The following is a 21,580-nucleotide window of genomic DNA, read 5'->3' on the forward strand; positions in this document are numbered from 1 at the left end:
CTATGAAAGATCACAAGAAGAAACCCAACCAATACGCCAAACCGATAGCAATATCGGTTGGTTTGCATGCAATTCTAGTTGCAGCCCTGCTTTGGGGGACGGACTTCAACATGTCTAAACCAGAGCCTACAGGGCAAATGGTTCAAGCTGTTGTCATCGATCCAAAACTTGTGCAGCAACAAGCGAAAGAAATTCGCCAGCAACGCGAAAAGGCAGCGAAAAAAGAACAAGAGCGTCTTGATAAACTGAGACGCGAAGCAGAGCAGCTAGAAAAAAACCGCAAAGCTGAAGAAGAGCAAATTCGCAAGTTGAAAGAGCAGCAAGCGAAAGATGCTCAAGCGGCGCGAGAAGCAGAAGCTGCACGTAAGAAAAAAGAGCAAGAGCGCAAGCAGGAAGAAGAACGTGTTCGCAAAGAAAAAGAGCGAGCTGCTAAGCTAGAAAAAGAGCGCAAGGAAAAAGAAGAAGCCGTGCGTAAAGCTGAGCAGGAGCGTTTAGCAAAAGAAGCGGCTATAGCAAAAGCTGAGCAAGAACGTTTGGCTCGTGAAAAAGCAGCAAAAGAAGCGGAAGAAAAAGCACGTCGTGAGCGTGAAGCTGCTGAAAAAGCTGAACAAGAGCGCATTGCAAAAGAGAAAGCGGCAAAAGAGGCAGCTGAGCGAGAGCGTAAAGCGAGAGAAGCAGCTGAGCGTGCCGAGCGTGAGCGTAAAGCTCAAGAAGCCGCGTTAGATGATATTTTTGCGGGTCTCGAGGATGAGGTCAGTAAAAACAGTGCTGCGCGCAATCAATTTATTGACGACGAACTTTCTCGTATGTCATCCATCTATACTCAAAATATTCAGCAAAAGCTGATTAAGGATGACTACTTGCTGGGAAAGGAGTGTAGGGTAAACATCAAATTGATTCCGACAGGAACTGATATGATGGTCTCTGGTGTTACCGTTTTGAGTGGCGATACTCGAGTATGTGCTGCGGCGAAGCGAGCAATAGCTCAGGTAGGGACGTTCCCTAAATCTTCAGAATCAGCGGTCAATGAAAGACTAAAAGACATCAACATAACTGTTGCTTTGGACTAAAAGGAATAAGACGTGATTAGACGCCTTTTACTAGGAATGTTTGTACTGTTTAGCAGTATGACAAATGTGGCGAATGCCGCATTAGAGTTGGTCATTACCGATGGTATTGATTCAGCACGACCAATTGCTGTTGTTCCGTTTAAGTGGGAGGGCACACAAGCGCTTCCAACGGATGTTTCTGCTGTTATCGCCTCGGATTTACAACGTAGTGGTAAATTCAGCCCAGTTCCAACGAGCAAAATGCCACAAACACCGTTCAGTGAATCAGAAGTTAATTTTGATGCTTGGACCAATTTAGGTGTGGATGCGCTATTGACTGGTTCAATCAAGCAAAACGACCAAGGTGACTACGTTATCAACTATCAACTTGTTGATATTGTGCGTGGTCAGTTAACAGGTGGGAAGAGTAAGGCGCTTGGTAGTGACGGTGAATTGGTTCTGTCAAAAGATCATGTGCTGTTCAATAAAGTAGCCACTGTTCAAGGGCCTCGTATGCGTGAGTACGCTCACCGTATCTCTGATTTGGTGTATGAACAGTTAACTGGCGACCGTGGCGCTTTCATGACTCGTATTGCATATGTGGTAGTGAACGATAAAGACCGTTTCCCTTACCAACTTCGAGTCGCTGATTACGATGGCTACAATGAGCGTCTGGTTTTACGTTCTAAGCAACCATTAATGTCACCAGCGTGGTCACCAGATGGTAAAAAGCTTGCGTATGTTAGCTTCCAAAATGGCCAAGCAGAAATCTTCATCATGAACATCTACACCGGTGAACGTGAGAAAATTACTTCATACCCACGTCACAATGGTGCGCCAAGATTTTCGCCAGATGGCAATAAGTTAGCGATTGTTCTTTCTAAAACAGGCTCGCTTCATGTTTATACGTTTGACCTTAACACTCGTAAGCTGACGCAAATTACGCGTGGCAGATCAAATAATACGGAACCGTTCTGGCATCCGGATGGAAAATCGTTGATTTTCACATCGGATAGGGGTGGTAAACCACAGATTTATCAAGTAAATTTGGGCAGCGGTTCTATTGACCGTTTGACTTGGCAAGGCAGCCAAAATTTGGGTGGTCAGATTACTCCTGATGGGCGATTCCTAGTTATGGTGAACCGCAGCAACGCAGGATTTAATTTGGCGAAACAAGATTTGGAAACTGGTGCTCTTCAAGTCTTAACTAAGACCTTGCTTGATGAGTCTCCTAGTATTGCCCCAAACGGTGGCATGGTTGTGTATAGCTCGATTTACAACAAGAAAAACGTACTATCGATGGTGTCAATTGATGGTCGATTCAAAGCTAGATTACCGGCAACAAATGGGCGTGTTCGAGCGCCTGCATGGTCACCGTTTTTGTAGTAATAAGTTTGATTAATAAAGGAAAATAAGATGCAACTGAACAAGGTTCTAAAAGGGCTACTAATCGCGCTTCCTGTAATGGCTGTTACAGCGTGTAGTTCAAGCGACGACGCTGCTTCTAACACTGGTGCAGCAACAAACAACAATGGCGCAGTGGAAACAACAGTAGCTACGCCAATTGATCAAAGCGGTCAGTTGACAGAGCAAGAGCTAAAAGAGCAAGCGCTACGTGAAACTCAAACAATCTACTTTGCTTTTGACAACTCAACAATTGCAGCAGATTACGAAGAGATGCTAGCGGCTCACGCTTCTTACCTAAGCAAGAACCCAGCACTTAACGTAACTATCGAAGGTCACGCTGATGAGCGCGGTACACCTGAGTACAACATTGCTCTAGGTGAGCGTCGTGCACAAGCAGTAGCGAACTACCTACAAGCACTAGGTGTTCAAGCTGACCAAATCTCAATCGTTAGCTACGGTGAAGAGAAGCCACTTCTTCTAGGTCAATCAGATGAAGTTTACGCTAAGAACCGTCGCGCGGTTCTAGTATACTAATTCGAGGTAATCCTCATGTTCAGTAACACTAAGCGCGCTGTTGCGCTTACGTTACTGGCAAGTGCAGCGAACTTTGCGTTCGCTGCACCAGCTCCAGTATCCGATCTCAACAGCACATCATCCGTCTCTAAGAGCCGTTCATCTGAAACGGAAGTAGAGCGTCTAGAACGTTTGCTCCAAAACCGCAATCGCGTTCAGCTCCAAATGCAACAGCAAATTGACCAAATGTCGCAAGAGATCAGTGAATTGCGTGGTCAATTAGAGCGAAATAGCTACGAAATGAAACAAATGTTGCAACGTCAACGTGAGTTGTTTGTCGAGCTGGATCGTGTTCGTGGAGAGATAAAATCCACACCTGCACAAGAAGCACAACCTGTGAAAACAGGTGGCCAGTACACTCCAAATGTTGATGAGCAAACGGCATATCAGAATGCAGTTGACCTCATTCTCAAAAAGCGTGATTACACTGGTGCAATTGCAGCGTTCCAGCAGTTCCAGAAAGATTATCCTGATTCTACATATTCAGCGAATTCTCACTACTGGTTAGGTCAGTTGTACTTCGCTAAAAAGCAGGATGAGGATGCAGTGAAAAGTTTTGCCGCTGTGGTGTCTTATAAAGACTCCAATAAGCGAGCCGATGCGTTGCTTAAGTTAGGCGAAATCGCTGAGCGTAATAACAATGCAGCTCAAGCGAAAAAGTACTACCAACAAGTGGTTGATGAATACCCAGGTAGTGCATCTGCAAAACTTGCCAGCTCTACGCTGTAAGACGTTATGTTTTAAAAAGGAAGCTTCGGCTTCCTTTTTCTTTTCCATTTTCTGTTGGTGCAGAACGGCTAAGTCGATAGCAATGATGCAGAGCCTCTGACCTTATGTTGCACCGAATTTCGCTACTCGGAAATGCTACCTGTAACAAAGATATACGGCTAGACCGCTAGAAATCCCCGCGACAAGTTGGTTTTTGAAAATTAACGAGGTTACAATACTCGGATTAAAGGAAGTTGCGTAGAGCAAGAGCAATGAGCCATATATTAGATAAAATCGACACTGTTTACCCATTCCCACCGAAACCAGTTCCATTAAGCGAAGAAGAAAAAGCATCTTACATTGAGCGTATTAAAAAGTTACTCAAAGAAAAAGATGCGGTACTTATCGCGCACTATTATACCGACCCTGAGATTCAAGCCCTAGCTGAAGACACTGGCGGGTTTGTTGGTGACTCGTTGGAAATGGCGAAGTTTGGTAATCGTCACCCTGCAAGTACATTGATTATTGGTGGTGTTCGCTTTATGGGCGAGTCGGCCAAAATTCTGACACCAGAAAAGCGCATTCTAATGCCAACGTTGGAAGCGGAATGTTCGCTCGACCTTGGCTGTCCTGCGGATAAGTTCAGCGAGTTTTGTGATGCTCACCCTGATCATACGGTTGTAGTTTACGCAAATACTTCAGCAGCGGTTAAAGCCCGTGCCGACTGGGTCGTTACATCGAGCATTGCGCTTGAAATCGTGGAACACTTAGACGCTGAAGATAAGCCAATTATTTGGGGACCAGACCGTCACCTAGGATCGTACATCGCTAACAAAACTGGCGCAGATATGCTGCTTTGGCAGGGTGAGTGTGTGGTTCATGATGAGTTCTCTGCTGATGCGCTACGAAAAATGAAGAGCGTGTATCCAGATGCGGCTATTTTGGTTCACCCTGAGTCACCAGCAAGCGTCGTAGAACTTGCCGATGCCGTTGGATCAACGAGTCAGCTGATCAAAGCAGCGAAAGAGCTTCCTCACAAACAAATGATCGTTGCGACAGACAAAGGCATTTTCTTTAAAATGCAGCAACTTGTGCCAGAGAAAGAACTTATCGAAGCGCCAACCGCAGGTGCAGGCGCAACATGTCGCAGCTGTGCACACTGTCCTTGGATGGCAATGAACGGTTTGAAAGCAATTGAGAAAGCGCTTAGTGAAGGTGGTGAAGAGCACGAGATTTTTGTTGACGAAGAACTGCGTGTTAAATCCCTTATACCGCTTAACCGCATGCTAGATTTTGCTGAGCAGCTAAATATGCAAGTGAAAGGTAATGCTTAAAAAGTAGGCGTAACTGAAAGTAAATCTCAAAAACCAGCCGAATATGGCTGGTTTTTTTGTGTCTTACTATCAATGAGTTACTATTGATGCAATCAATGAATATCGAGGTCATAAATTTATGGCGGTGTGGTTAGTAGTTAAAAAGTGGCTTAGTTCCCACCTTTTTAAATTGAGCAACCGAAGCCTTCTCATCTTTAGTGGCTTATATGTGAGCCTTTCATGGTGGCTGCTGGTTCTCGCTGGTGAAACCGCATTAACAGACAGTTTCGCTAACTTTATCTATTACCTCATGGTTACGGCGAGTACGGTGGGTTATGGCGACCATTCTCCTGTAACAGATTTGGGTAAATGGGTTGTCGTACTATTTGTAATCCCCGGCGGTTTGAGCTTATTCGCCGCATTATTGGGGCGTGTCGCTGGAGTAGCGATGGACTATTGGCGAGCGGGTATTTTAGGAAAACGGAGAGTAAGAGTGGAAAACCATATTGTATTGTTGGGCTGGAATGGATCGAGAACGATGCACCTTATTCGCATGTTACAACATGAAGAAGAGGGAAAGCGCCCGATTGTTTTATGCAGCCGTTCAGAAATAGAGAACCCGTTACCTGGCGAAATCAGTTTTATCAAAGTGACCAGTTATACCGATTCGCAAGAGATGAAAAACGCCAATATTGCCGAAGCCGCTTGCATTATTGTGGATAATCTCTCGGACGACATTACCTTGTCAGCCGCTCTGTACTGCGCATCTGTAAACCCTTCCGCTCATTTGGTCGCTTACTTTAAAGATGAAGCGCTCGGCCGACTTCTAAGTCAGCATTGCCCGAAAGCGGAATGCATACCTGCTGTTGGCGCAGAAATGTTGGCAAAAGCGGCGGTTGACCCAGGCTCAAGTGCGCTTCATCAGGAGCTTTTGGCTTCAACACGAGGTATGACTCAATACTCAGTTATTTATCCTGAGGGTCAGTCTGCCACCACTATTGAGAATCTCTTCGTTTTTATCAAAAGACGCCATCATGCCACGCTGATTGCTTTTGATATTGGCGATGGTATTCAACTCAACCCAGATTTAGATGCTGAAGTACCCGCGAGTACCAAGCTGTTTTACATTGCAGATGAACGTATTGAAGATTTTGCCTGGAAAGAAATGAACAAGGAACAATAATGCACATGATTGCCGGCCTGTTAGCAGGCTTCCCAAACTTTTTACTCTATTTCTCTGTTTCTATTATTTTTGTATTGGCGTTTAAGTTCATCTACGTCAAGTTGACGCCATACGATGAGTGGCATCTGATTAAAGAAAAGCAAAATACAGCAGCAGCGATTGCGCTAAGTGGGGCTTTCCTTGGTTACTGTCTCGCGATTTCGGGGGCGGCAAAAAACTCAGTCAATATCGTCGATTTTATGGTATGGGGCGTTGTCGCAATGCTTGCTCAAATTATCGCATTTGCAATTGTACGCTTTATTTTACTTCCGAAAGTGGCAGAGCGTATCGAAAAAGATGAACTGCCAGCCGGTATTGTATTAGCAGCAGTTTCTGTTTCGGTCGGCGTATTGAATGCCGCGTGCATGACCTACTAGGAGGAACGATGAAGCGGAGTTCTAACGTTAAACGTTCTTCCATGGACAAAAGCTTAAAGCTTGGGAAAATTCTTCCCTTTGCTGCCTTTGGTGGTATTTTCTTCTTTGCTACGTACGAGTCAAAAACAGAAGGGTACATTTTTTCTGATGCTGATGAGTGTAAATCTAACTCGCCTGAGTTTAGTGAACAGTGTGACACTGCATACCAAGAAGCTTTAGCTCGTGCCGAACAAAATGCCCCTCGCTACCGCAGCGAGTTCGAATGCGAGAATGATTTCTACGAGGATGATTGTTACTACAGTTCCAGTTCTCGAGCTTATGTACCTAACTTTGGCGGTTTTTTTTACAGTCGCTCATTAAGCGGGTTGAAAGGTTATAACAAGAGCTATTACTCAGAGCCGATGTACCGTTATAAATCCAAATTCTATAATGGAGCAGGACAATTCTTTGGCTCCTACCGAAATCAGCCGACCAAAGTTGCGACTAATAGCCTTAATAAACGTGGTGGCGGCACCATTGGCAGGGCGATGTCTCGAGGCGGGTTTGGTAAAGCGGTGTCGGTCAGTCGAGGCGGTTAAAAAGCACTATGTTTCGACGAGAAATACAAGAGCGCGAAAACTGGCGTGAATTAGCACGCCAGTTTGGTTTTGGTTTCCATACCATGTATGACCAACCGTATTGGGATGAGAGTGCTTACTATCAATTCACGCTGGAGCAAATTGAGCGCGATATAGAAGCGCCCACTGAAGAGCTGCATCAGATGTGCCTGGCTATTGTGGATGAAGTCGTTCGGAGTGAGCGGTTGCTGACGCAATGTGCGATCCCTGAATCTATGTGGGAGCAGGTCGCTTCTTCGTGGAGACGAAGCGAACCTTCGCTTTATTCGCGGCTGGATTTCGCGTACAACGGGACCTCTCCAGCAAAATTACTGGAAAACAATGCGGATACGCCAACCAGCTTGTTTGAAACTGGCTTTTGGCAGTGGGTGTGGCTAGAAGATGTTGTAAATAAAGGTCGAGTTCACCAGAGCGCGGATCAATTCAATATTCTTCAAGACTTTTTGATCGAGCGCTTCGCCGAAATAGCAAAATACCAACCAGGACAAACACTTCACTTTAGCTGCTGCAAGTACACTGAAGAAGATAAAGGGACTGTCCAGTATTTAGAGGATTGCGCGCGAGAGGCAGGGTTAGCAACGGCATTCGTGCATGTCGAAGATATTGGAGTGACGGAAGATGGTCTGTTTGTGGATGCTGATGACAGAGCGATTCGTTGGATGTTTAAGCTTTACCCTTGGGAGTTTATGTTTGAAGAGGAATATGCGAAGTACTTAGCGACTGCGAACGTAAACTGGTTAGAACCGATGTGGAAGTCGATTCTATCCAATAAAGCACTTTTACCGTTATTGTGGGAGCGCTTTCCTAACCACCCGAACCTTTTGCCCGCTTATTTTGCTAACGATTCAAAAGCGAACACTATGAGAGATTATGTCATCAAGCCACTATTTTCTCGAGAGGGCGCGAACATCGAGATCGTCATCGATGGAAAACGTTTTGTTAAAACGTCAGGGCCTTATGAATCTAAATTTAATATCGTCCAGCAATACCATCCACTACCTAAGTTTGGGCAAAACCATACGTTAATTGGCAGTTGGTTGGTCAATGATAGAGCTGCCGGTATTTCGATTAGGGAAGACAGTAGCTTAGTGACTCAAGATATGGCGCGGTATATTCCACATGTAATTTTAACATGATCAAAAAAGCTCTCCATTCGGAGAGCTTTTTGTCTATTCAGTCGTTCAATCTTGATGGTCGACAGCGTTGTGTCTTATTGTTCTTCAGCTAATGCAACACCGCGCTGAGTAAGACCACATAACATCACTGGCATTGCGTTGAAGATTTCCTCAAACTGCTCTAAGCCTTCCATACCTTGTTCGGCCAATGTTTCAATGGTTGTTTCTGGGTCGTAAAGCATAGTAAGAGAAAGTAAAACACCACCGAGTAGGGCATTATCTTCGCTATCCTCAGGCATCAACGTTTCCCAGTCATCACGCGCAAGTTGCCAGCCTTGTAATACACCTTCACTGAAATCGCGAGCCTGACTTGTTACAATGTCTTGCTCATCTAGCGCGCACCCTGCAGGCCACTGCCAAGTGCCTTCTAGGAGAGCGGGACGAGTTTGGTTCCACATTTGTACAATCTCGTCAATGTACTGCTCTAGTTGTTCACCGTCAGTAAATGGCGCTGTTTCTTCTCCACCCCATAAGAATGGCAACCACTCTTGAGGCATTAATACGTTTGGCGCTGCAGCCATCGCTGTTACAAAGCCTTGAGTTTTTGCTAGGTTTAGTAGTTTACCGTCAAGTTCTGGGAGAGAAAGGATGTCTTGTAGTTTCAAAATAGAATACCATTTGTTAATGGGCTGGTTGATTGCGCTCATCTTACCAATCAATTAGTGATAAATCGATATTAGGGAATGATTCACACATCTATGGAAATTCGCTCATCACTTAGAAAAAAAAGCATTCTCGCCCTAACACTTTACCTGTGCTTCTTTATCGCCACTATCGGTTCTGTCGCCTATTTGGTTGTTGAGCCACCGGTTAGACAAAAGCTAGAGCAAAACCTAGAGTTACGTACCCAACTCCTGGCTCTTGAGATCAAAGAGCCCCTCCTCAGTTCTACAGGTGTATTGAGCAGCTTAGTAGGGCTAGCCCAAGGGAATGAAAATATTCAATCTCTCAACACAATAATTCCACATATACTTCAATTGAGTGACAAGATGCTTGTTAGTGGTGGCGTATGGCCTAAACCCGAACTCAAAGCAGAACAATGGAGATATAAAAGTCTATTCTTCAATAAAAACAGTGATAGTGGTATTGACCAAATTCACTCCTACAATAACCCCGAATCTGGCGGTTATGATAATGAACCCTGGTATGTCGCTGCCGCCGATGCTCCGGTAGGTTCTGTTAGTTGGTCTACGGTTTACATCGATACCTTTACTCAGGTCCAGATGATTACCGCGTCTTCTCCGTACTACCAAAACGGTCGATTCGCTGGAGTTGTAACGGTAGACCTATCACTTGATGCACTTTTTCAGTTTATTCGAGAGCACACGAACCAGCATTCTTTGGGGGTAGTGGTTCGCGATGCTGACTCAAACGTGATTATTGAACACAACTTTCAACTGACGGACGAAATTTATGTCAGCGAGCTTGATTTCGGAGAGTTCGATTGGCGCATGGAAGTTGTCAACGCAAAAGCTAAAGTCGCCGATCAAGTGTTTGAACAAGTGATGAGCGTTGAGGGGAGGATCATTCCATTTTTGCTTTTGTGTGTCTTGGTCGGTTACTACTTACTGAATCGCTATATTGTTGAACCAATTGTTCGCATTGCCGCTAAGATTGATGACTCGAAAACTGGTGGGATCATAGATATTGACTACGATAGCGATGACGAAATCGGACAGCTTATCGAGAAGTTCAATGAAAAGACGATCTATTTAGAGCAGGAGAGAATAAAAGCTCAGGCTTCGACAAACGCTAAAACGGCATTCTTAGCCACATTATCCCACGAGATTCGCACACCAATGAACGGTGTACTAGGAACTGCCCAGATACTGTTAAAAACACCACTTACCGATGAGCAGCGTAAGCACCTGAGAACACTTTATGATTCAGGTGATCACATGATGACATTACTCAATGAGATTTTAGATTACTCAAAAATTGAACAAGGGCATGTTGAGTTTGAAAATAAGCCTTTCCCAATTGAGTCGATTATCGGCAGTATCAAGAGTGTTTATCAAACGCTATGTGCAGAAAAAGGTCTTCGCTTTAGAGTCGTCTCGCATTTACCAACGGGTCGTTGGTACAACAATGACAAAGCCCGTTTGCGTCAAGTATTGTTCAATCTACTCAATAACGCTGTTAAGTTCACCGATCGTGGCATCGTAGAGGTAGAGCTAGCCGAGAAATCGAGTAAGGCAGGCACCAAGCTGATACTAAAGGTAAAAGATACAGGAATTGGTATTTCAAAAGAGGCACAAAAACGCATTTTTCGTCCTTTTGAGCAAGCAGAGTCATCAACGACTAGACGGTTTGGTGGTACAGGGCTTGGTTTAGCAATAGTCAAAGAAATCGCGGAACATATGGGGGGGCAAGTGGTTGTAGAGAGTCAGGAGGACGCTGGAACGACTTTTACTGTCGAAATTGCCCTTACACCTTGCAAGCCAGGTAAAGTAGAGTCAATCAATACACATAAATTGAACTGTAAAGGGTTGAAAGCACTCATTGTTGAAGACAACCGAACAAATGCGATCATTATGGAAACTTTCCTCCGAGCCAAGGGCTTTGAGTGCACAAGTGTCGAAAATGGTCAGCTTGCAGTCGATGAGGTTGCGAGCAAACCATTTGATTTGATACTGATGGATAATCATATGCCTGTTCTAGATGGCGTTGGGGCCATATCAGCCATTCGAGCAATGAGTTCACCTGCTAAGTCGGTACTGATTTTTGGCTGTACAGCGGATGTGTTCAAAGAAACACAAGAGCGTATGATTAATGTAGGAGCAGACCACATAATAGCGAAACCAATAGTGGAGTCTGAATTAAATGATGCACTGTATCTTCATGCGACACAGTTATATCAGTACCAATCGGACTTTGATGGAAATGCAGCAGATAGCTTTAATGCTGAAAAGTGGTTACTCAACTTCTATGTCGCTCTAGATAATGGACATCTTAATGAAGCACTTGAGGCTATTTCAGCGATCATTGCGGAGGCTCCCCTTGAACTCAGTGACGACGTTTCTTCAGTCGCCGAACGGATAAGAAGTAACTTAAAGCGTCAGCAATCCCCAGACCAAGATGATATCGATACATTAACGATTTTGCTGGCCTCACCATAATTTAATCAATATGGCGCAACTGTGAATTGTTCTTACTATTCATACGTCATCCAGCTTCGTGACAAACTCTTCTAACCCGCAATGAACAGGCTTGCAGTTTTACTTTTACGAGTAAAGCAGCAAGACCTTCTACTGTGATTATATCGGTAATACTCTGAATTTTCGCAGCTTGGTAGCATAAGCTATAGGAGTGACTGTTTACAGTCCGAGTTTTGTTCTAACTTTACGTCAAAATAATTATCGTAGCCCCTTTTTATGTAAGTGAAATTCGTGTTTTTGTACCATTTTTACGTGATTTTAGGCGTTTTTACTCGTCATTGGTGAAAAAAACTACTTTTACTTTAAAAGTTGGTTATAAATTTACAACTTAATTTTAAATACAGAGCCATAAGCTAGTTTTTGTGTGTTCTAATTGCATCATTAACTGGCTTGGTGTCTTTTTAGTGGTTAATAGTTTTATTATTTTTATTAATTGCAGTGTTTGATTTTAAGGGTTTTGTAAATGAAGTCTCGTGGACCATTTTGTATTCGTCACGCCGCAGCGGATACCTTTGCTATGGTTGTTTTTTGCTTTATCACAGGGATGATTGTCGAGATTTTGATTTCAGGGATGACATTTGAGCAATCTCTAGCATCGCGTACGCTATCGATTCCAGTGAATATCGCCATTGCTTGGCCGTATGGGGTTTTTCGTGATTGGGTGCTGCATCAAGGTAGTAAGGTGTCACCGTCTTCCTTTATAAAAAACATCTCTGATCTGGTCGCTTATGTACTATTTCAATCTCCAGTTTATGCGGGTATCTTATTCGCAGTTGGCGCGTCTACAGATCAAATTGTGACCGCAGTAGCAAGTAACGCTGTTATTTCTTGTGGCATGGGTGTGTTGTATGGGTACTTCTTGGACATGTGCCGCCGTTGGTTCCGTGTTCCCGGTTATTCTCAAAGCATCTAAATGCCCCAGTTTTGCTCAATTTAGTTACTTAGTGAGCAATCGATTCGAAAAGGGCGCTTTTTTTTATGTTTAGCCTTGACCATCAGGCACATAATCATTAAATTAGCGCCTCGTTAGCCAATGATGCTAACCAAAATTTGATTCGGTGAGTTGTCCGAGTGGCTGAAGGAGCACGCCTGGAAAGTGTGTATACGGCAACGTATCGAGAGTTCGAATCTCTCACTCACCGCCACATTCTATAAGCCCTTGTAGTGTAAGAACTTCTTATAATACAGGGGTTTGGTGTTTTAATGTAAGCTGCCTACTGGTACAAAGAGTAGGTACAATGTCGAACATCATGGCAAGTCCTTATAAGCATCCTCAGACTGGTGTTTACTACTTTAGAATGGCTGTCCCAAAAAAGCTGGTTCCTATAATCGGTAAGACAGTCTTCAAGAAATCTCTTCAAACGAAAAACCTTTCTGAAGCAAAGCAGCGATTTCCTCAGCATCTTGATGATGCGCTCAAGCAAATCGACTTCGCTAATTTAAAGCTATCTAATTCATCTGATATTGAGCTTAATGTCCGTGATTGCGCGATCATTGCCGAGCGTTGGTATCTGCGTGTCAAAGATGAGGTTGATGGTAATGGTAACTATGATTGCTATCTTCGATATGAATGGTATGGCGTTGAGGGCGATAAGCGTCTCCACGTATTCGGCTTATCTGACACATTTGAGTTTAGTGGTCTAGATGCGTCAAAAGCTACTGAAGAGGAATATCAAGAGCTTTTGGAAGGCTTGAAAGATTTCATTGAAGAACAGCTAAACATAGAAGGTTTAGTTGTATGTGAGACAAGCGCTTCATATAGACGTTTGGTTTACGCTTTTTACGATTACGCCCGTCGAGTTGAGTCTCTCTGTTTGGCTCGTCACAAGCGAGACTTTGGGTATGAGCCAGTGACCACTCCAATCGCTAGTGAGTCCCTTTCAGTGTCTAAGCCTGATAAGATACCGTCTAGGGCTTTGAAACCATCTCAGAACTCCATTTCGAGCCTATTGAAGCGTTACCTTGAGTCTGCATCTATTAATGGCAAAGCTTCTCAATCCTTGGCAGAGGTTGAGTCTCAGATAGAGCGTCTTATAGAGATAATAGGGGATCTAGATGTTGCTGATGTAACGAGAGGTCATATCTCAAAATACAAAGATACCCTGTTACAATTGCCTAAGTCTAAAGCTAAAGAGATTAGAAACAAATCAGTACCTGAGCAGCTTGAGCTTGTTAAAACAAAAGGGCTTGAGACAATATCTCCTTCAACCGTTAAGACTATTCTCAGAAAGACTTCTCCTGTATTTGGCTATGCTGTTGAGCTTGGTCTGATAGACGTCAACCCGTACAAAGGCGTAACACTTCCTAAAGTACAGAATAAGTCTGCGGTAGCGGAAGCTAAAGGTTTTACTCCTAGTGAGATCAATCAGTTATTTAAGCTAGATATATTCACTGATGTCACTGCTAGTAAGCCTTATGGCATGGCTTGTTATTGGGTGCCTCTTCTATGCAGGTATACGGGTTCTCGGATTGAAGAAATGGTTCAACTCAGAAGTTCAGATATACAACGATCAGACGAAGATATTCACTTTATTTATGTTCGTGAGGGTGAAGAGCAGAACGTAAAAAACGTTAAGTCTGTTCGACAAGTACCGATTCATGAGCACCTCATTGATTTAGGCTTTTTGGATTATGTGGCGTCCTGTGGAGAGTTTCTATTCCCTGAGCACAAGCCAAACAAACACGGTAAAAGGTCTGGTGCTATTGGTAAGTGGTGGAGTAAACAGGTCAAGACGGTAGGCATAACCAAGCAGCCATCACACTCGTTTAGGCACTCTTTGAGAACAGTTTTGCGTGGTCTAGGAGTGGTTGATTCTGTTAGTGATGCTATCACTGGTCACGCTCCGGCTAATATCGGTGCAGCATACGGTACGGTTGATATGAAGGCTAAGAAGAAAGCAATAGACTGTTTGCCTAGGTTGGCTGTCCCACGTCTTTGGTAGCTTTTAGTTAATGTATTTACACTGTTGTGTACACCTAAAGTCTCACCACTGTTCACACGTGTACACTTTGGTCTTAAATAGCCCGTAGGCCTTGTGGTATAAGGCTTACGAGCTCGCAATGTTATTTCTAAAAGTCGTAGTTTTCGGTTACGTTAGGGGCTTTATTTCCACTATTTTTATCTTGAATACTCCCTTCGATAGTCCCAGCTTGTTCCAGCCACTTACTCCGTTGAGATATCGAGATACCTAATTGAGATCCCCTAGTGACCTTTCTTAAACCTTCCCTGAAGATATCCTCTCCAAAGAACTCAATGAGGCGGCTGATGCTATTTGAGACGTCTTTAATTTGCTTTTGCTCCCACTGCTCATCATCTTTGTCAGATATATTATCTTTGCCCTTAAAAGCATCTGAGAGGCGTCTAATCTTCGGAAACCCCTTAGAGTCCCAGCAGCTTTGGGGTAGGTAATAACGTGACTCCAAGCCAAACTGGAGGCCTTCAACAAAGCTCTCTAAGTCGTTCATCTCGATGTCAGTCCCTAATGCTTCTTTACAAGCTTTTAAGCCGTTAGCAATGTGTGCAGCCTGACCACGACTACATCCAACAAGCTCACATACTTGAGAGACGCTTAGGTCAAACTCTCGGTTAACAATTAGCTTGCGAAACTGAGCTTGCATTACTTCATCTTTAGTAACTCCAACCCCATGCGCTTGATTGACATCTTGGGCTGCTGAGAATGCCTCAGCGTAAGTACGGTTTTCTATGATCAACGAGTTAATCATCAATTCAGCATCGGGGTTTTCTTCAAGGTACTTCAAACAAGCTCCAGTGCGGTGGAAACCATCCACTACGTAATACTTATCATCAACCACAAAAACAGTGATAGGCTGCCTTATAGGCTGTCCATTACGAAGGTCTTCAAGAATCTCCTTGCTTTGACTCTCTTGCTTAATCTCTTGCGCTGAACGTACTCGTTTGTCTTTTATGAGTTCAACGTCACGGGCTTGCATCGCGGGATCGAGTATGAGAGTTCGAGGGTCTAAATACGCAAATCTGCTATCTGCCATGAATTGATTCATAGTGTGTTATGTACCTGTAGGTCTATGACTGATTATTAATGTTTCTCTTTTTGGTTTGATTGGAACCCTAGGAGGGGGGAGGGTTCGGGGTAATGCGAATCCATCACGATTGCACTGCCCAGCTATTTTTACACAATATGTGCGCTTGGTTTTTTGATTTTTACTTACTTGAGGTTTGTTGATAGAGCTCTTTGTACTGTTGAAAGAGAGACTCCTACTTGAGCTGCTATTTTCCTTAAAGACATTCCTTGTGAACGTAGCTCAGCGATACGCTGGTGGTTAGTTGTGTTAGTTGGTCTACCTTTATATTTCCCTGCTGCTTTAGCTTTCTCAATGCCTTCCTGACGTCTTTCCTGAATCATTGCTAACTCGAATTGAGCTACAGCTCCTAGCATGTTCAGCATGAGCTCAGACATATGATCGCTTCCACCAGCATTAAAGCTTAGGTTTTCCTTGTGGAATCTCACGCTAACACCTTGGTTAGTCCAGTCGTTTATTAGCTGCTTTAAATCAACCAAATTACGCGCTAGGCGGTCGATGCTATGAACGTGGATTGTATCTCCTTCTCGAACGTAGTCTTTAAGAGCTTCTAATGCTGGTCGTTTAGTTGAGCCACCACTGCATTTATCTGTAAAGCTCTTATCAAAGGTGATACCAGAATCTGTAAGTTGACGGTCTGTATTTTGGTTTGTGGTCGAAACACGTAGATAAGCTATGTGTGCCATTAGGTGTACCCGTTTAACTCTAAGATGTTAGAAATTTTATTGTGGTCACAATTCAAATTCAACCCTATTGGGTACTGTTTGATCAAGGTTTGACCGTAGTCGTTTGGGTATACCTAATGGGTACATATTTCATGATTTTGGGTCAAAGAGATATAACCTACATCGTTGAGAGCAAGTCATCTATTTGAGTCTACGAACCATTTTGTAGATGAGAACGAACAACTTTTGTAATATCCCATACCGAAGCATCAAAGCCTTTCTGTAGAATTGATACCTGATCTTTACTATTGGTCTCAGCCCATTTAATTGTATCTTCAGGATACGGATCAACGACTAAAATAGGGGAGTTACTTTTAGTTAGTGAACCTCAGATATGCTCGTCATGAGGGATATATTTGATTCCAACAAGAACTATAAGTCTGGATGAGTCTACCAAATCAGCGTACTTGTTTTGGATACTCTTGATTAGTCCTTGATTGACCACAATTCTTTTGTCTTTGTTGTACATCGAGAGTACAGGACTAACGTCTCCATGCTTTGGATTGTTGCACCAGTTTTTTATTTCATTGTGCGTTTGAACTGCCTCAGTCTTTAGCCCTTCAACGTATGCCCCTACTCCTGTCATAATATTACCACTCATCTGCAATCCATCTAGTTGGGGTAAGAAGTTTGAAGAGCCATGTGGTTTGAGTAGATTTACCCCATTTCCTTCACAATTATAGTCAACTTGAAATCCTCTAGACCAAAGAGCTTGTTCAATCAATAAGTCATAGTTGAGGGTTACTATGTTGATATCATTGATGTTGCTTTTTAGCTTATTAAATAATCTCACATAGGCATTTTCATCTGTTATTGAAAATGAAGATAGATAGCAAGCTAGCTCTTTTTGAATTGGATTTATTATTCGGTTGTCGTCAGGCACTTTTGCCATTCCCGCTTCAAACCCTTCGTCTATAAAGACTTTCTGTGTTGTTTTATCTAATCTAGAGAAAGCTCCGTCTAATTTTACTAGGTCATTAAACAGGTAGTTTCCAAGAGGTGGGTTGTTGGGGGTACAGCGTCCAGAGCCGTAGCTTGCTCCCGCCCCAAAAATAAATGTAATCATGTTAAAGAATCCTTCATATTGACCAGGTTAAGCTTAATGTTTTGCCTGCATGGTGAGGTGCATAGTTTTAATCTATATGAAACATAAGTCTTAAGGAAGGCATGAAAGAAGCGTAGTACAAAAATCTGGTACAAAATAGGAAACTAGCTTATATTTAACTTGTTGATTTTTAATGTTTTAAACATGGTAGCTTGCAATCGAGAGTTCGAATCTCTCACTCACCGCCACATTCTAAAAGGTCTGATTTATCAGGCCTTTTTTCGTATCTACACTAAAGTAATGCGTCATTGAAAGTACACAAGAGTGCTCAAGGTGCAAGCGCCATTCTATCTACAAGCCAACTATTCACATCTCACCTCTATACAACGCCAAAATTGAAGATGCTATACAGAGGCAGCCATAATCTGATTGGTGCGGGTTAGCACATCCGCTTTAATCTAGAATTTAGCACCCATATCACATGAGGTATGAATACGGCCACAAGAATGAACGTAGTGCTACTAGATGCTAAGCAAAACAGCCATGAACACGAATACAACAGCAATCATACCAAAGAGATCTGTGTTTAGATTGAGGTCATCAGGGTTAAATTTTTCAATGCTTTGCGTCGTTTTGCATCTTATCTTCATGTTCTTGTCCTTATTTCATGTACTATTTCAACAGCAACATAACATGCAATTGAGTGTTCACAAGTCATAAAAAGCATAAGTATACTTGCACCTCATTGAGCGCAAAAAATACTCAAAGCGTTTTAAAGTGGCGGTCTACCTTTTGTAACATCAAATATTCTTTCTGTTTTTGTGCCTGTATCGCTATAGTTGAGAAACGGTTATCTCGTTCTAGTTAGGAACAAACTACTGGCTGCCGCTACATTCTCTCAGCGTTCCCACTCAGTCGCCTTGGGTAGATACTTTAGTCGTTGAGTACTGCAAAAAAAACGCCGCATGAGCAGCGGCGCTTTGTTGAGGAATTCCCTTTCCTACTTGTAGCTAAGTTCTGTCGCTTTGCCTTTGAAGATCCGGTATACCACAAAGGTGTAAAGCAATATCACCGGCATAACAATCATCACACCGTAGCCCACGATTATTAATGTCGCAGGTGAGGAGGCCGCTTGTTGTGCGGTCATCAACCCCGGCACAACTTCTGGGAAGAAGCTATACGCAAGACCGAGAAAGCTCAACGCGAAAATGACGGTGACACCAAAGAAAGGCCAACGCACACCCAGATCATTCACCATTGGAACCTGACGCAAATAGCGATCAACTAGGAAGATGGTTGCCAATACAATTAGCGGAACTGGGGCAAGCAACAAGATTTCTGGGAAGCTGAACCAACGCAAGGCAACTTGTTGATTTACAATTGGGTTTACAACGCTAACCACCAAGATTCCTAAGGCTGCTAACCAACCAGCACGGCGAGACCAACGCGCCGAGCGTATTTGCAAATCACCTTCCGTTTTCAGTACCAACCATGCGCCACCGATGTAAACATACGCCGCCGTTACACAAAGTGCGCTTAACCATGCAAAGCCAAATGCTTCTGTTGATTGCTCAAATCCCATGATGTAACGACCAACCATGTAACCTTGGGTTAGCGCGGTGACTAACGAGCCAATTCTGAAGCACCAATCCCAATGAGGTTTATGATCCGAGTTCGCTTTGGCGCGGAAGTCGAACGCTACGCCACGCATGATCAGTGCGATAAGCATGATAGCGGTCGGCATATAAAGCTCCGTCAAAATCAAGCTATGGGCAGTAGGAAAGGCAATCAGCAGAATACCGACGGCTAACACCAACCACGTTTCATTTGCGTCCCAGAAAGGGCCGATAGACGCTATCATTCGGTCACGTTGCGCTTCATTATCACTTGGCAATAGGATGCCGACGCCAAGGTCGTAGCCGTCGAGCACGGCATACATAAAGACCGAGAAACCAAGCAGCAGAAGGTATATTTCTGGTAGATAGTCGAGCATGATTAGGCCTCTTGTTGTGTCAGTGGGACTTCATGGGCTGCAACGTCTTTGCGCGCCAAATAGAACAGGGTATGGATGTACGCAACCAGCAATGCTGCGTAAATGGCCAAGTACATAATGAGCGAAGTCATCACACTGCTGCTCGCAACCGTGGTGACAGCTTCTGATGTGCGCAATACACCGCTGACCAACCAAGGCTGTCGACCAATCTCAGTAACATACCAACCCGCCAGTGTGGCTATCCAACCAGAGAACGTCATAGCTAACACTGTGTACAGGTAAGGTTTAGGTAGCGCTTTTTTGCGTGCTAGCTTCACCGCGCCATACCAGCTAACCAGCAGCATAAGAACACCTACACCAACCATCACGCGGAAACCAAAGAACAAGGGCTTCACTGGCGGGTGATCAGGTGCAAACTCGTTAAGTCCTCGGATTTCTCCGTCTAAGTCATGAGTAAGAATCAAACTCGCTAACTTCGGGATGCCAACTTCAAAATCATTGCTGCGAGTTTCTTCATTTGGCATCGCAAACAGAAGAAGGGGCGCGCCTTGCTCGGTCTCCCACACGCCTTCCATTGCTGCAATTTTTGCAGGTTGATGTTCAAGCGTGTTTAACCCGTGAAGGTCACCGACAAAGATTTGTACCGGGATGAACCCAGCCGCCGCGAACAGCGCGACTTTTAGGCCAAGTTTGGCTGAGCGGTGATCTGACTTTTTCATTATTTGATAAGCCGAGATACCTGCAATCAAGAAGCTGGCAGTCAGCGCCGATGCTAATAGCGTGTGTAGAAGACGGTACGGTAAAGAAGGATTGAAAATGACTTCTTTCCAACTGGTCACATGAACAATGCCGTCAATCACTTCATAGCCACTTGGTGTGTGCATCCAGCTGTTAAGCACCAGAATCCAAAATGCGGACATACTTGTCCCAACAGCAACCAGAACGGTGGCGAGAGTATGAACCCATTCCGGTACTCGTCCTCGCCCAAAAAGCATTACACCCAGGAAGGTGGCTTCCATAAAGAAGGCGGTCATCACTTCGTATCCGAGCAATGGTCCAGCTACGTTTCCGACTCGTTCCATAAAGCCTGGCCAGTTGGTACCAAACTGGAAACTCATCGTAATGCCGGATACCACACCCAAGGCGAAAGTGAGAGCGAATATCTTGACCCAGAAGTAATAAACATCGAGCCATACGGGGGCTTGTGTGCGGTTATATCGCCACTTGAAAAACACCAACATCCATGCCAACGCGATGGTGATGGTCGGGAAGAGAATGTGAAAGCTGATATTGGCCGCGAACTGGATCCGCGACAGCATGAGGGTATCTAACATCTTGGTTCCTCAAAAACGTGCCATACTAAAAATCGTGTCTATCTGTAATTTAGTTACGAAAAGTCGGGCAGTTTGGATTCATGTATCGAGAAATACAGGTGATTCTGTTTTCTTCTAACAATGATTTATATCAACTAAGACAAAGAAAGGAGTGTAGGAAATTGTCTCAAAATGCCACTAATAGTCGCGAGAAGTGAGTAAAAGAAAGCAAATGTAACTGAAGGAGCATGGATTAAGATTAGTTCGAATTATCCTTATGATGGTTTCGATAATCCTGAAATAAAATTACAGAAACAATATTTTTAGTAAGGAAATTTGCCTTGCCTTCACTTTGAACCTCCATACTATTTATACACTAGTCATGTCGAGATCGTCTCAAACACAGCAAGCTTACTGACAGTTAAGGTGGGAAACTTTAGCTAATTGATAAACTTAAAATTGCACTGCTAATGACATATGCATCATAAGTTCGTTAGCACTCGACCAGAAGTGCGATAGGCTACATTTTTATACTAGCGAACGATTTGGCGCTAGGTAATTCGGCTTTCACTAGATCAACAAGTCGACTGCGGACCATTTTCGATTCCTGATGAGTTTCAATCCAAACTGACACTTACTTTTCAGCAAGTGTGCTAGTGTCTTTCTTGTTATTTATTAAATAATTAATAAATGCCGATCTGGTAAAGAGAGTTGTGGACAGCTATCTCGAGCAGTAGACTGGCGCTAGCCAGAGAGTCTGGCTTTGAGGGTAAGCGCCCCATGAACACACGGGCGCTTTTTTATGTGTGGGAGAAGTTCCAGGGAAGAAGTGAGTCGATATCAGGC

Annotated in this window: 19 protein-coding genes and 1 tRNA gene; 13 read left to right on the plus strand and 7 right to left on the minus strand. The window is 43.8% G+C overall.

What is annotated here, in order from left to right:
• The first annotated feature begins 2 nt into the window (after positions 1-2).
• The 9 genes from tolA (at position 3) to R7Z77_RS09315 (ending at position 8,402) form a co-directional block, all read left to right on the plus strand.
• Positions 3-1,070 carry a cell envelope integrity protein TolA gene (tolA, locus tag R7Z77_RS09275; RefSeq protein ID WP_042522108.1) on the plus strand — a complete coding sequence of 356 codons (1,068 nt, stop codon included), beginning with the start codon at positions 3-5 and terminating at the stop codon, positions 1,068-1,070.
• A gap of 12 nt (positions 1,071-1,082) precedes the next feature.
• Complete coding sequence (tolB, locus tag R7Z77_RS09280; protein WP_005387925.1) at positions 1,083-2,435, plus strand: Tol-Pal system beta propeller repeat protein TolB; 1,353 nt, start codon at positions 1,083-1,085, stop codon at positions 2,433-2,435.
• A gap of 30 nt (positions 2,436-2,465) precedes the next feature.
• Positions 2,466-2,990, plus strand: coding sequence for a peptidoglycan-associated lipoprotein Pal (gene pal, locus R7Z77_RS09285; RefSeq protein ID WP_005378293.1), 525 nt, complete (start codon positions 2,466-2,468; stop codon positions 2,988-2,990).
• A 15-nt stretch (positions 2,991-3,005) separates the two neighbouring features.
• Entirely contained in the window at positions 3,006-3,758 is a 753-nt protein-coding gene (ybgF, locus tag R7Z77_RS09290; RefSeq protein WP_213967358.1) for a tol-pal system protein YbgF, read from the plus strand.
• Between the two features lie 251 nt (positions 3,759-4,009).
• Positions 4,010-5,071 (plus strand): quinolinate synthase NadA, encoded by a 1,062-nt coding sequence (gene nadA, locus R7Z77_RS09295; protein ID WP_064367997.1) that lies wholly within the window; start codon positions 4,010-4,012, stop codon positions 5,069-5,071.
• 118 nt (positions 5,072-5,189) lie between these two features.
• Positions 5,190-6,233 (plus strand): potassium channel protein, encoded by a 1,044-nt coding sequence (locus R7Z77_RS09300; protein ID WP_213967359.1) that lies wholly within the window; start codon positions 5,190-5,192, stop codon positions 6,231-6,233.
• On the plus strand, positions 6,233-6,649 hold the full coding sequence (locus R7Z77_RS09305; RefSeq protein ID WP_005378281.1) for a DUF350 domain-containing protein: 417 nt from the start codon (positions 6,233-6,235) through the stop codon (positions 6,647-6,649). Before R7Z77_RS09300 ends, R7Z77_RS09305 begins: the two co-directional genes overlap by 1 nt.
• Before the next feature lie 8 nt (positions 6,650-6,657).
• Positions 6,658-7,227, plus strand: coding sequence for a DUF1190 domain-containing protein (locus tag R7Z77_RS09310; RefSeq protein ID WP_031781195.1), 570 nt, complete (start codon positions 6,658-6,660; stop codon positions 7,225-7,227).
• Between the two features lie 8 nt (positions 7,228-7,235).
• Positions 7,236-8,402 carry a glutathionylspermidine synthase family protein gene (locus tag R7Z77_RS09315; protein ID WP_005378279.1) on the plus strand — a complete coding sequence of 389 codons (1,167 nt, stop codon included), beginning with the start codon at positions 7,236-7,238 and terminating at the stop codon, positions 8,400-8,402.
• 74 nt (positions 8,403-8,476) lie between these two features.
• Here the strand turns inward: R7Z77_RS09315 and R7Z77_RS09320 are convergent, their stop codons facing one another.
• Positions 8,477-9,088: a YecA family protein gene (locus R7Z77_RS09320; protein WP_213967360.1), complete on the minus strand. Its 612-nt coding sequence runs from the start codon at positions 9,086-9,088 to the stop codon at positions 8,477-8,479.
• Positions 9,089-9,139: 51 nt separating this feature from the next.
• On the opposite strand from R7Z77_RS09320, the gene R7Z77_RS09325 reads away from it, so the two are divergent.
• From R7Z77_RS09325 to R7Z77_RS09340, 4 genes are all read left to right on the plus strand, one after another.
• Positions 9,140-11,560 (plus strand): hybrid sensor histidine kinase/response regulator, encoded by a 2,421-nt coding sequence (locus tag R7Z77_RS09325; RefSeq protein ID WP_213967404.1) that lies wholly within the window; start codon positions 9,140-9,142, stop codon positions 11,558-11,560.
• 502 nt (positions 11,561-12,062) lie between these two features.
• The gene (locus R7Z77_RS09330; protein ID WP_213965353.1) at positions 12,063-12,512 is read left to right on the plus strand and encodes an L-alanine exporter AlaE; all 450 of its coding nucleotides are present in this window, start codon (positions 12,063-12,065) and stop codon (positions 12,510-12,512) included.
• 144 nt (positions 12,513-12,656) lie between these two features.
• Positions 12,657-12,744, plus strand: a tRNA-Ser gene (locus R7Z77_RS09335).
• 93 nt (positions 12,745-12,837) lie between these two features.
• Positions 12,838-14,541: a site-specific integrase gene (locus R7Z77_RS09340; RefSeq protein WP_025789108.1), complete on the plus strand. Its 1,704-nt coding sequence runs from the start codon at positions 12,838-12,840 to the stop codon at positions 14,539-14,541.
• Positions 14,542-14,668: 127 nt separating this feature from the next.
• Here R7Z77_RS09340 and R7Z77_RS09345 read toward each other — a convergent pair whose 3' ends face one another.
• The 6 genes from R7Z77_RS09345 to R7Z77_RS09370 all read right to left on the minus strand — a co-directional run bounded on the left by R7Z77_RS09345 (position 14,669) and on the right by R7Z77_RS09370 (position 20,755).
• Positions 14,669-15,607 (minus strand): hypothetical protein, encoded by a 939-nt coding sequence (locus R7Z77_RS09345; RefSeq protein ID WP_224723833.1) that lies wholly within the window; start codon positions 15,605-15,607, stop codon positions 14,669-14,671.
• Positions 15,608-15,783: 176 nt separating this feature from the next.
• The gene (locus R7Z77_RS09350; protein ID WP_025789109.1) at positions 15,784-16,344 is read right to left on the minus strand and encodes a recombinase family protein; all 561 of its coding nucleotides are present in this window, start codon (positions 16,342-16,344) and stop codon (positions 15,784-15,786) included.
• Positions 16,345-16,711: 367 nt separating this feature from the next.
• A complete protein-coding gene (locus R7Z77_RS09355) occupies positions 16,712-17,449 on the minus strand; it encodes an SIR2 family protein (protein WP_250155560.1) in 738 nt (245 codons plus the stop codon).
• A 500-nt stretch (positions 17,450-17,949) separates the two neighbouring features.
• Positions 17,950-18,078, minus strand: a complete 129-nt coding sequence (locus R7Z77_RS09360) for a hypothetical protein (RefSeq protein WP_005378275.1) — start codon at positions 18,076-18,078, stop codon at positions 17,950-17,952.
• Between the two features lie 350 nt (positions 18,079-18,428).
• Positions 18,429-19,421 (minus strand): cytochrome d ubiquinol oxidase subunit II, encoded by a 993-nt coding sequence (locus R7Z77_RS09365; protein WP_005378274.1) that lies wholly within the window; start codon positions 19,419-19,421, stop codon positions 18,429-18,431.
• A 2-nt stretch (positions 19,422-19,423) separates the two neighbouring features.
• Positions 19,424-20,755, minus strand: a complete 1,332-nt coding sequence (locus R7Z77_RS09370; RefSeq protein WP_005378273.1) for a cytochrome ubiquinol oxidase subunit I — start codon at positions 20,753-20,755, stop codon at positions 19,424-19,426.
• Positions 20,756-21,580 lie beyond the last annotated feature (825 nt).

The organism is Vibrio sp. 1401, from assembly GCF_033340295.1.

Bases quoted from the DNA above. Each gene is read 5' to 3' on its own strand.
- tolA (WP_042522108.1), top strand. From the start codon at position 3: ATGAAAGATCACAAGAAGAAACCCAACCAATACGCCAAACCGATAGCA.
- pal (WP_005378293.1), top strand. From the start codon at position 2,466: ATGCAACTGAACAAGGTTCTAAAAGGGCTACTAATCGCGCTTCCTGTA.
- ybgF (WP_213967358.1), top strand. From the start codon at position 3,006: ATGTTCAGTAACACTAAGCGCGCTGTTGCGCTTACGTTACTGGCAAGT.
- nadA (WP_064367997.1), top strand. From the start codon at position 4,010: ATGAGCCATATATTAGATAAAATCGACACTGTTTACCCATTCCCACCG.
- R7Z77_RS09300 (WP_213967359.1), top strand. From the start codon at position 5,190: ATGGCGGTGTGGTTAGTAGTTAAAAAGTGGCTTAGTTCCCACCTTTTT.
- R7Z77_RS09305 (WP_005378281.1), top strand. From the start codon at position 6,233: ATGCACATGATTGCCGGCCTGTTAGCAGGCTTCCCAAACTTTTTACTC.
- R7Z77_RS09310 (WP_031781195.1), top strand. From the start codon at position 6,658: ATGAAGCGGAGTTCTAACGTTAAACGTTCTTCCATGGACAAAAGCTTA.
- R7Z77_RS09315 (WP_005378279.1), top strand. From the start codon at position 7,236: ATGTTTCGACGAGAAATACAAGAGCGCGAAAACTGGCGTGAATTAGCA.
- R7Z77_RS09320 (WP_213967360.1), bottom strand. From the start codon at position 9,088: ATGAGCGCAATCAACCAGCCCATTAACAAATGGTATTCTATTTTGAAA.
- R7Z77_RS09325 (WP_213967404.1), top strand. From the start codon at position 9,140: ATGGAAATTCGCTCATCACTTAGAAAAAAAAGCATTCTCGCCCTAACA.
- R7Z77_RS09330 (WP_213965353.1), top strand. From the start codon at position 12,063: ATGAAGTCTCGTGGACCATTTTGTATTCGTCACGCCGCAGCGGATACC.
- R7Z77_RS09340 (WP_025789108.1), top strand. From the start codon at position 12,838: ATGTCGAACATCATGGCAAGTCCTTATAAGCATCCTCAGACTGGTGTT.
- R7Z77_RS09345 (WP_224723833.1), bottom strand. From the start codon at position 15,607: ATGGCAGATAGCAGATTTGCGTATTTAGACCCTCGAACTCTCATACTC.
- R7Z77_RS09350 (WP_025789109.1), bottom strand. From the start codon at position 16,344: ATGGCACACATAGCTTATCTACGTGTTTCGACCACAAACCAAAATACA.
- R7Z77_RS09355 (WP_250155560.1), bottom strand. From the start codon at position 17,449: ATGATTACATTTATTTTTGGGGCGGGAGCAAGCTACGGCTCTGGACGC.
- R7Z77_RS09360 (WP_005378275.1), bottom strand. From the start codon at position 18,078: ATGAAGATAAGATGCAAAACGACGCAAAGCATTGAAAAATTTAACCCT.
- R7Z77_RS09365 (WP_005378274.1), bottom strand. From the start codon at position 19,421: ATGCTCGACTATCTACCAGAAATATACCTTCTGCTGCTTGGTTTCTCG.
- R7Z77_RS09370 (WP_005378273.1), bottom strand. From the start codon at position 20,755: ATGTTAGATACCCTCATGCTGTCGCGGATCCAGTTCGCGGCCAATATC.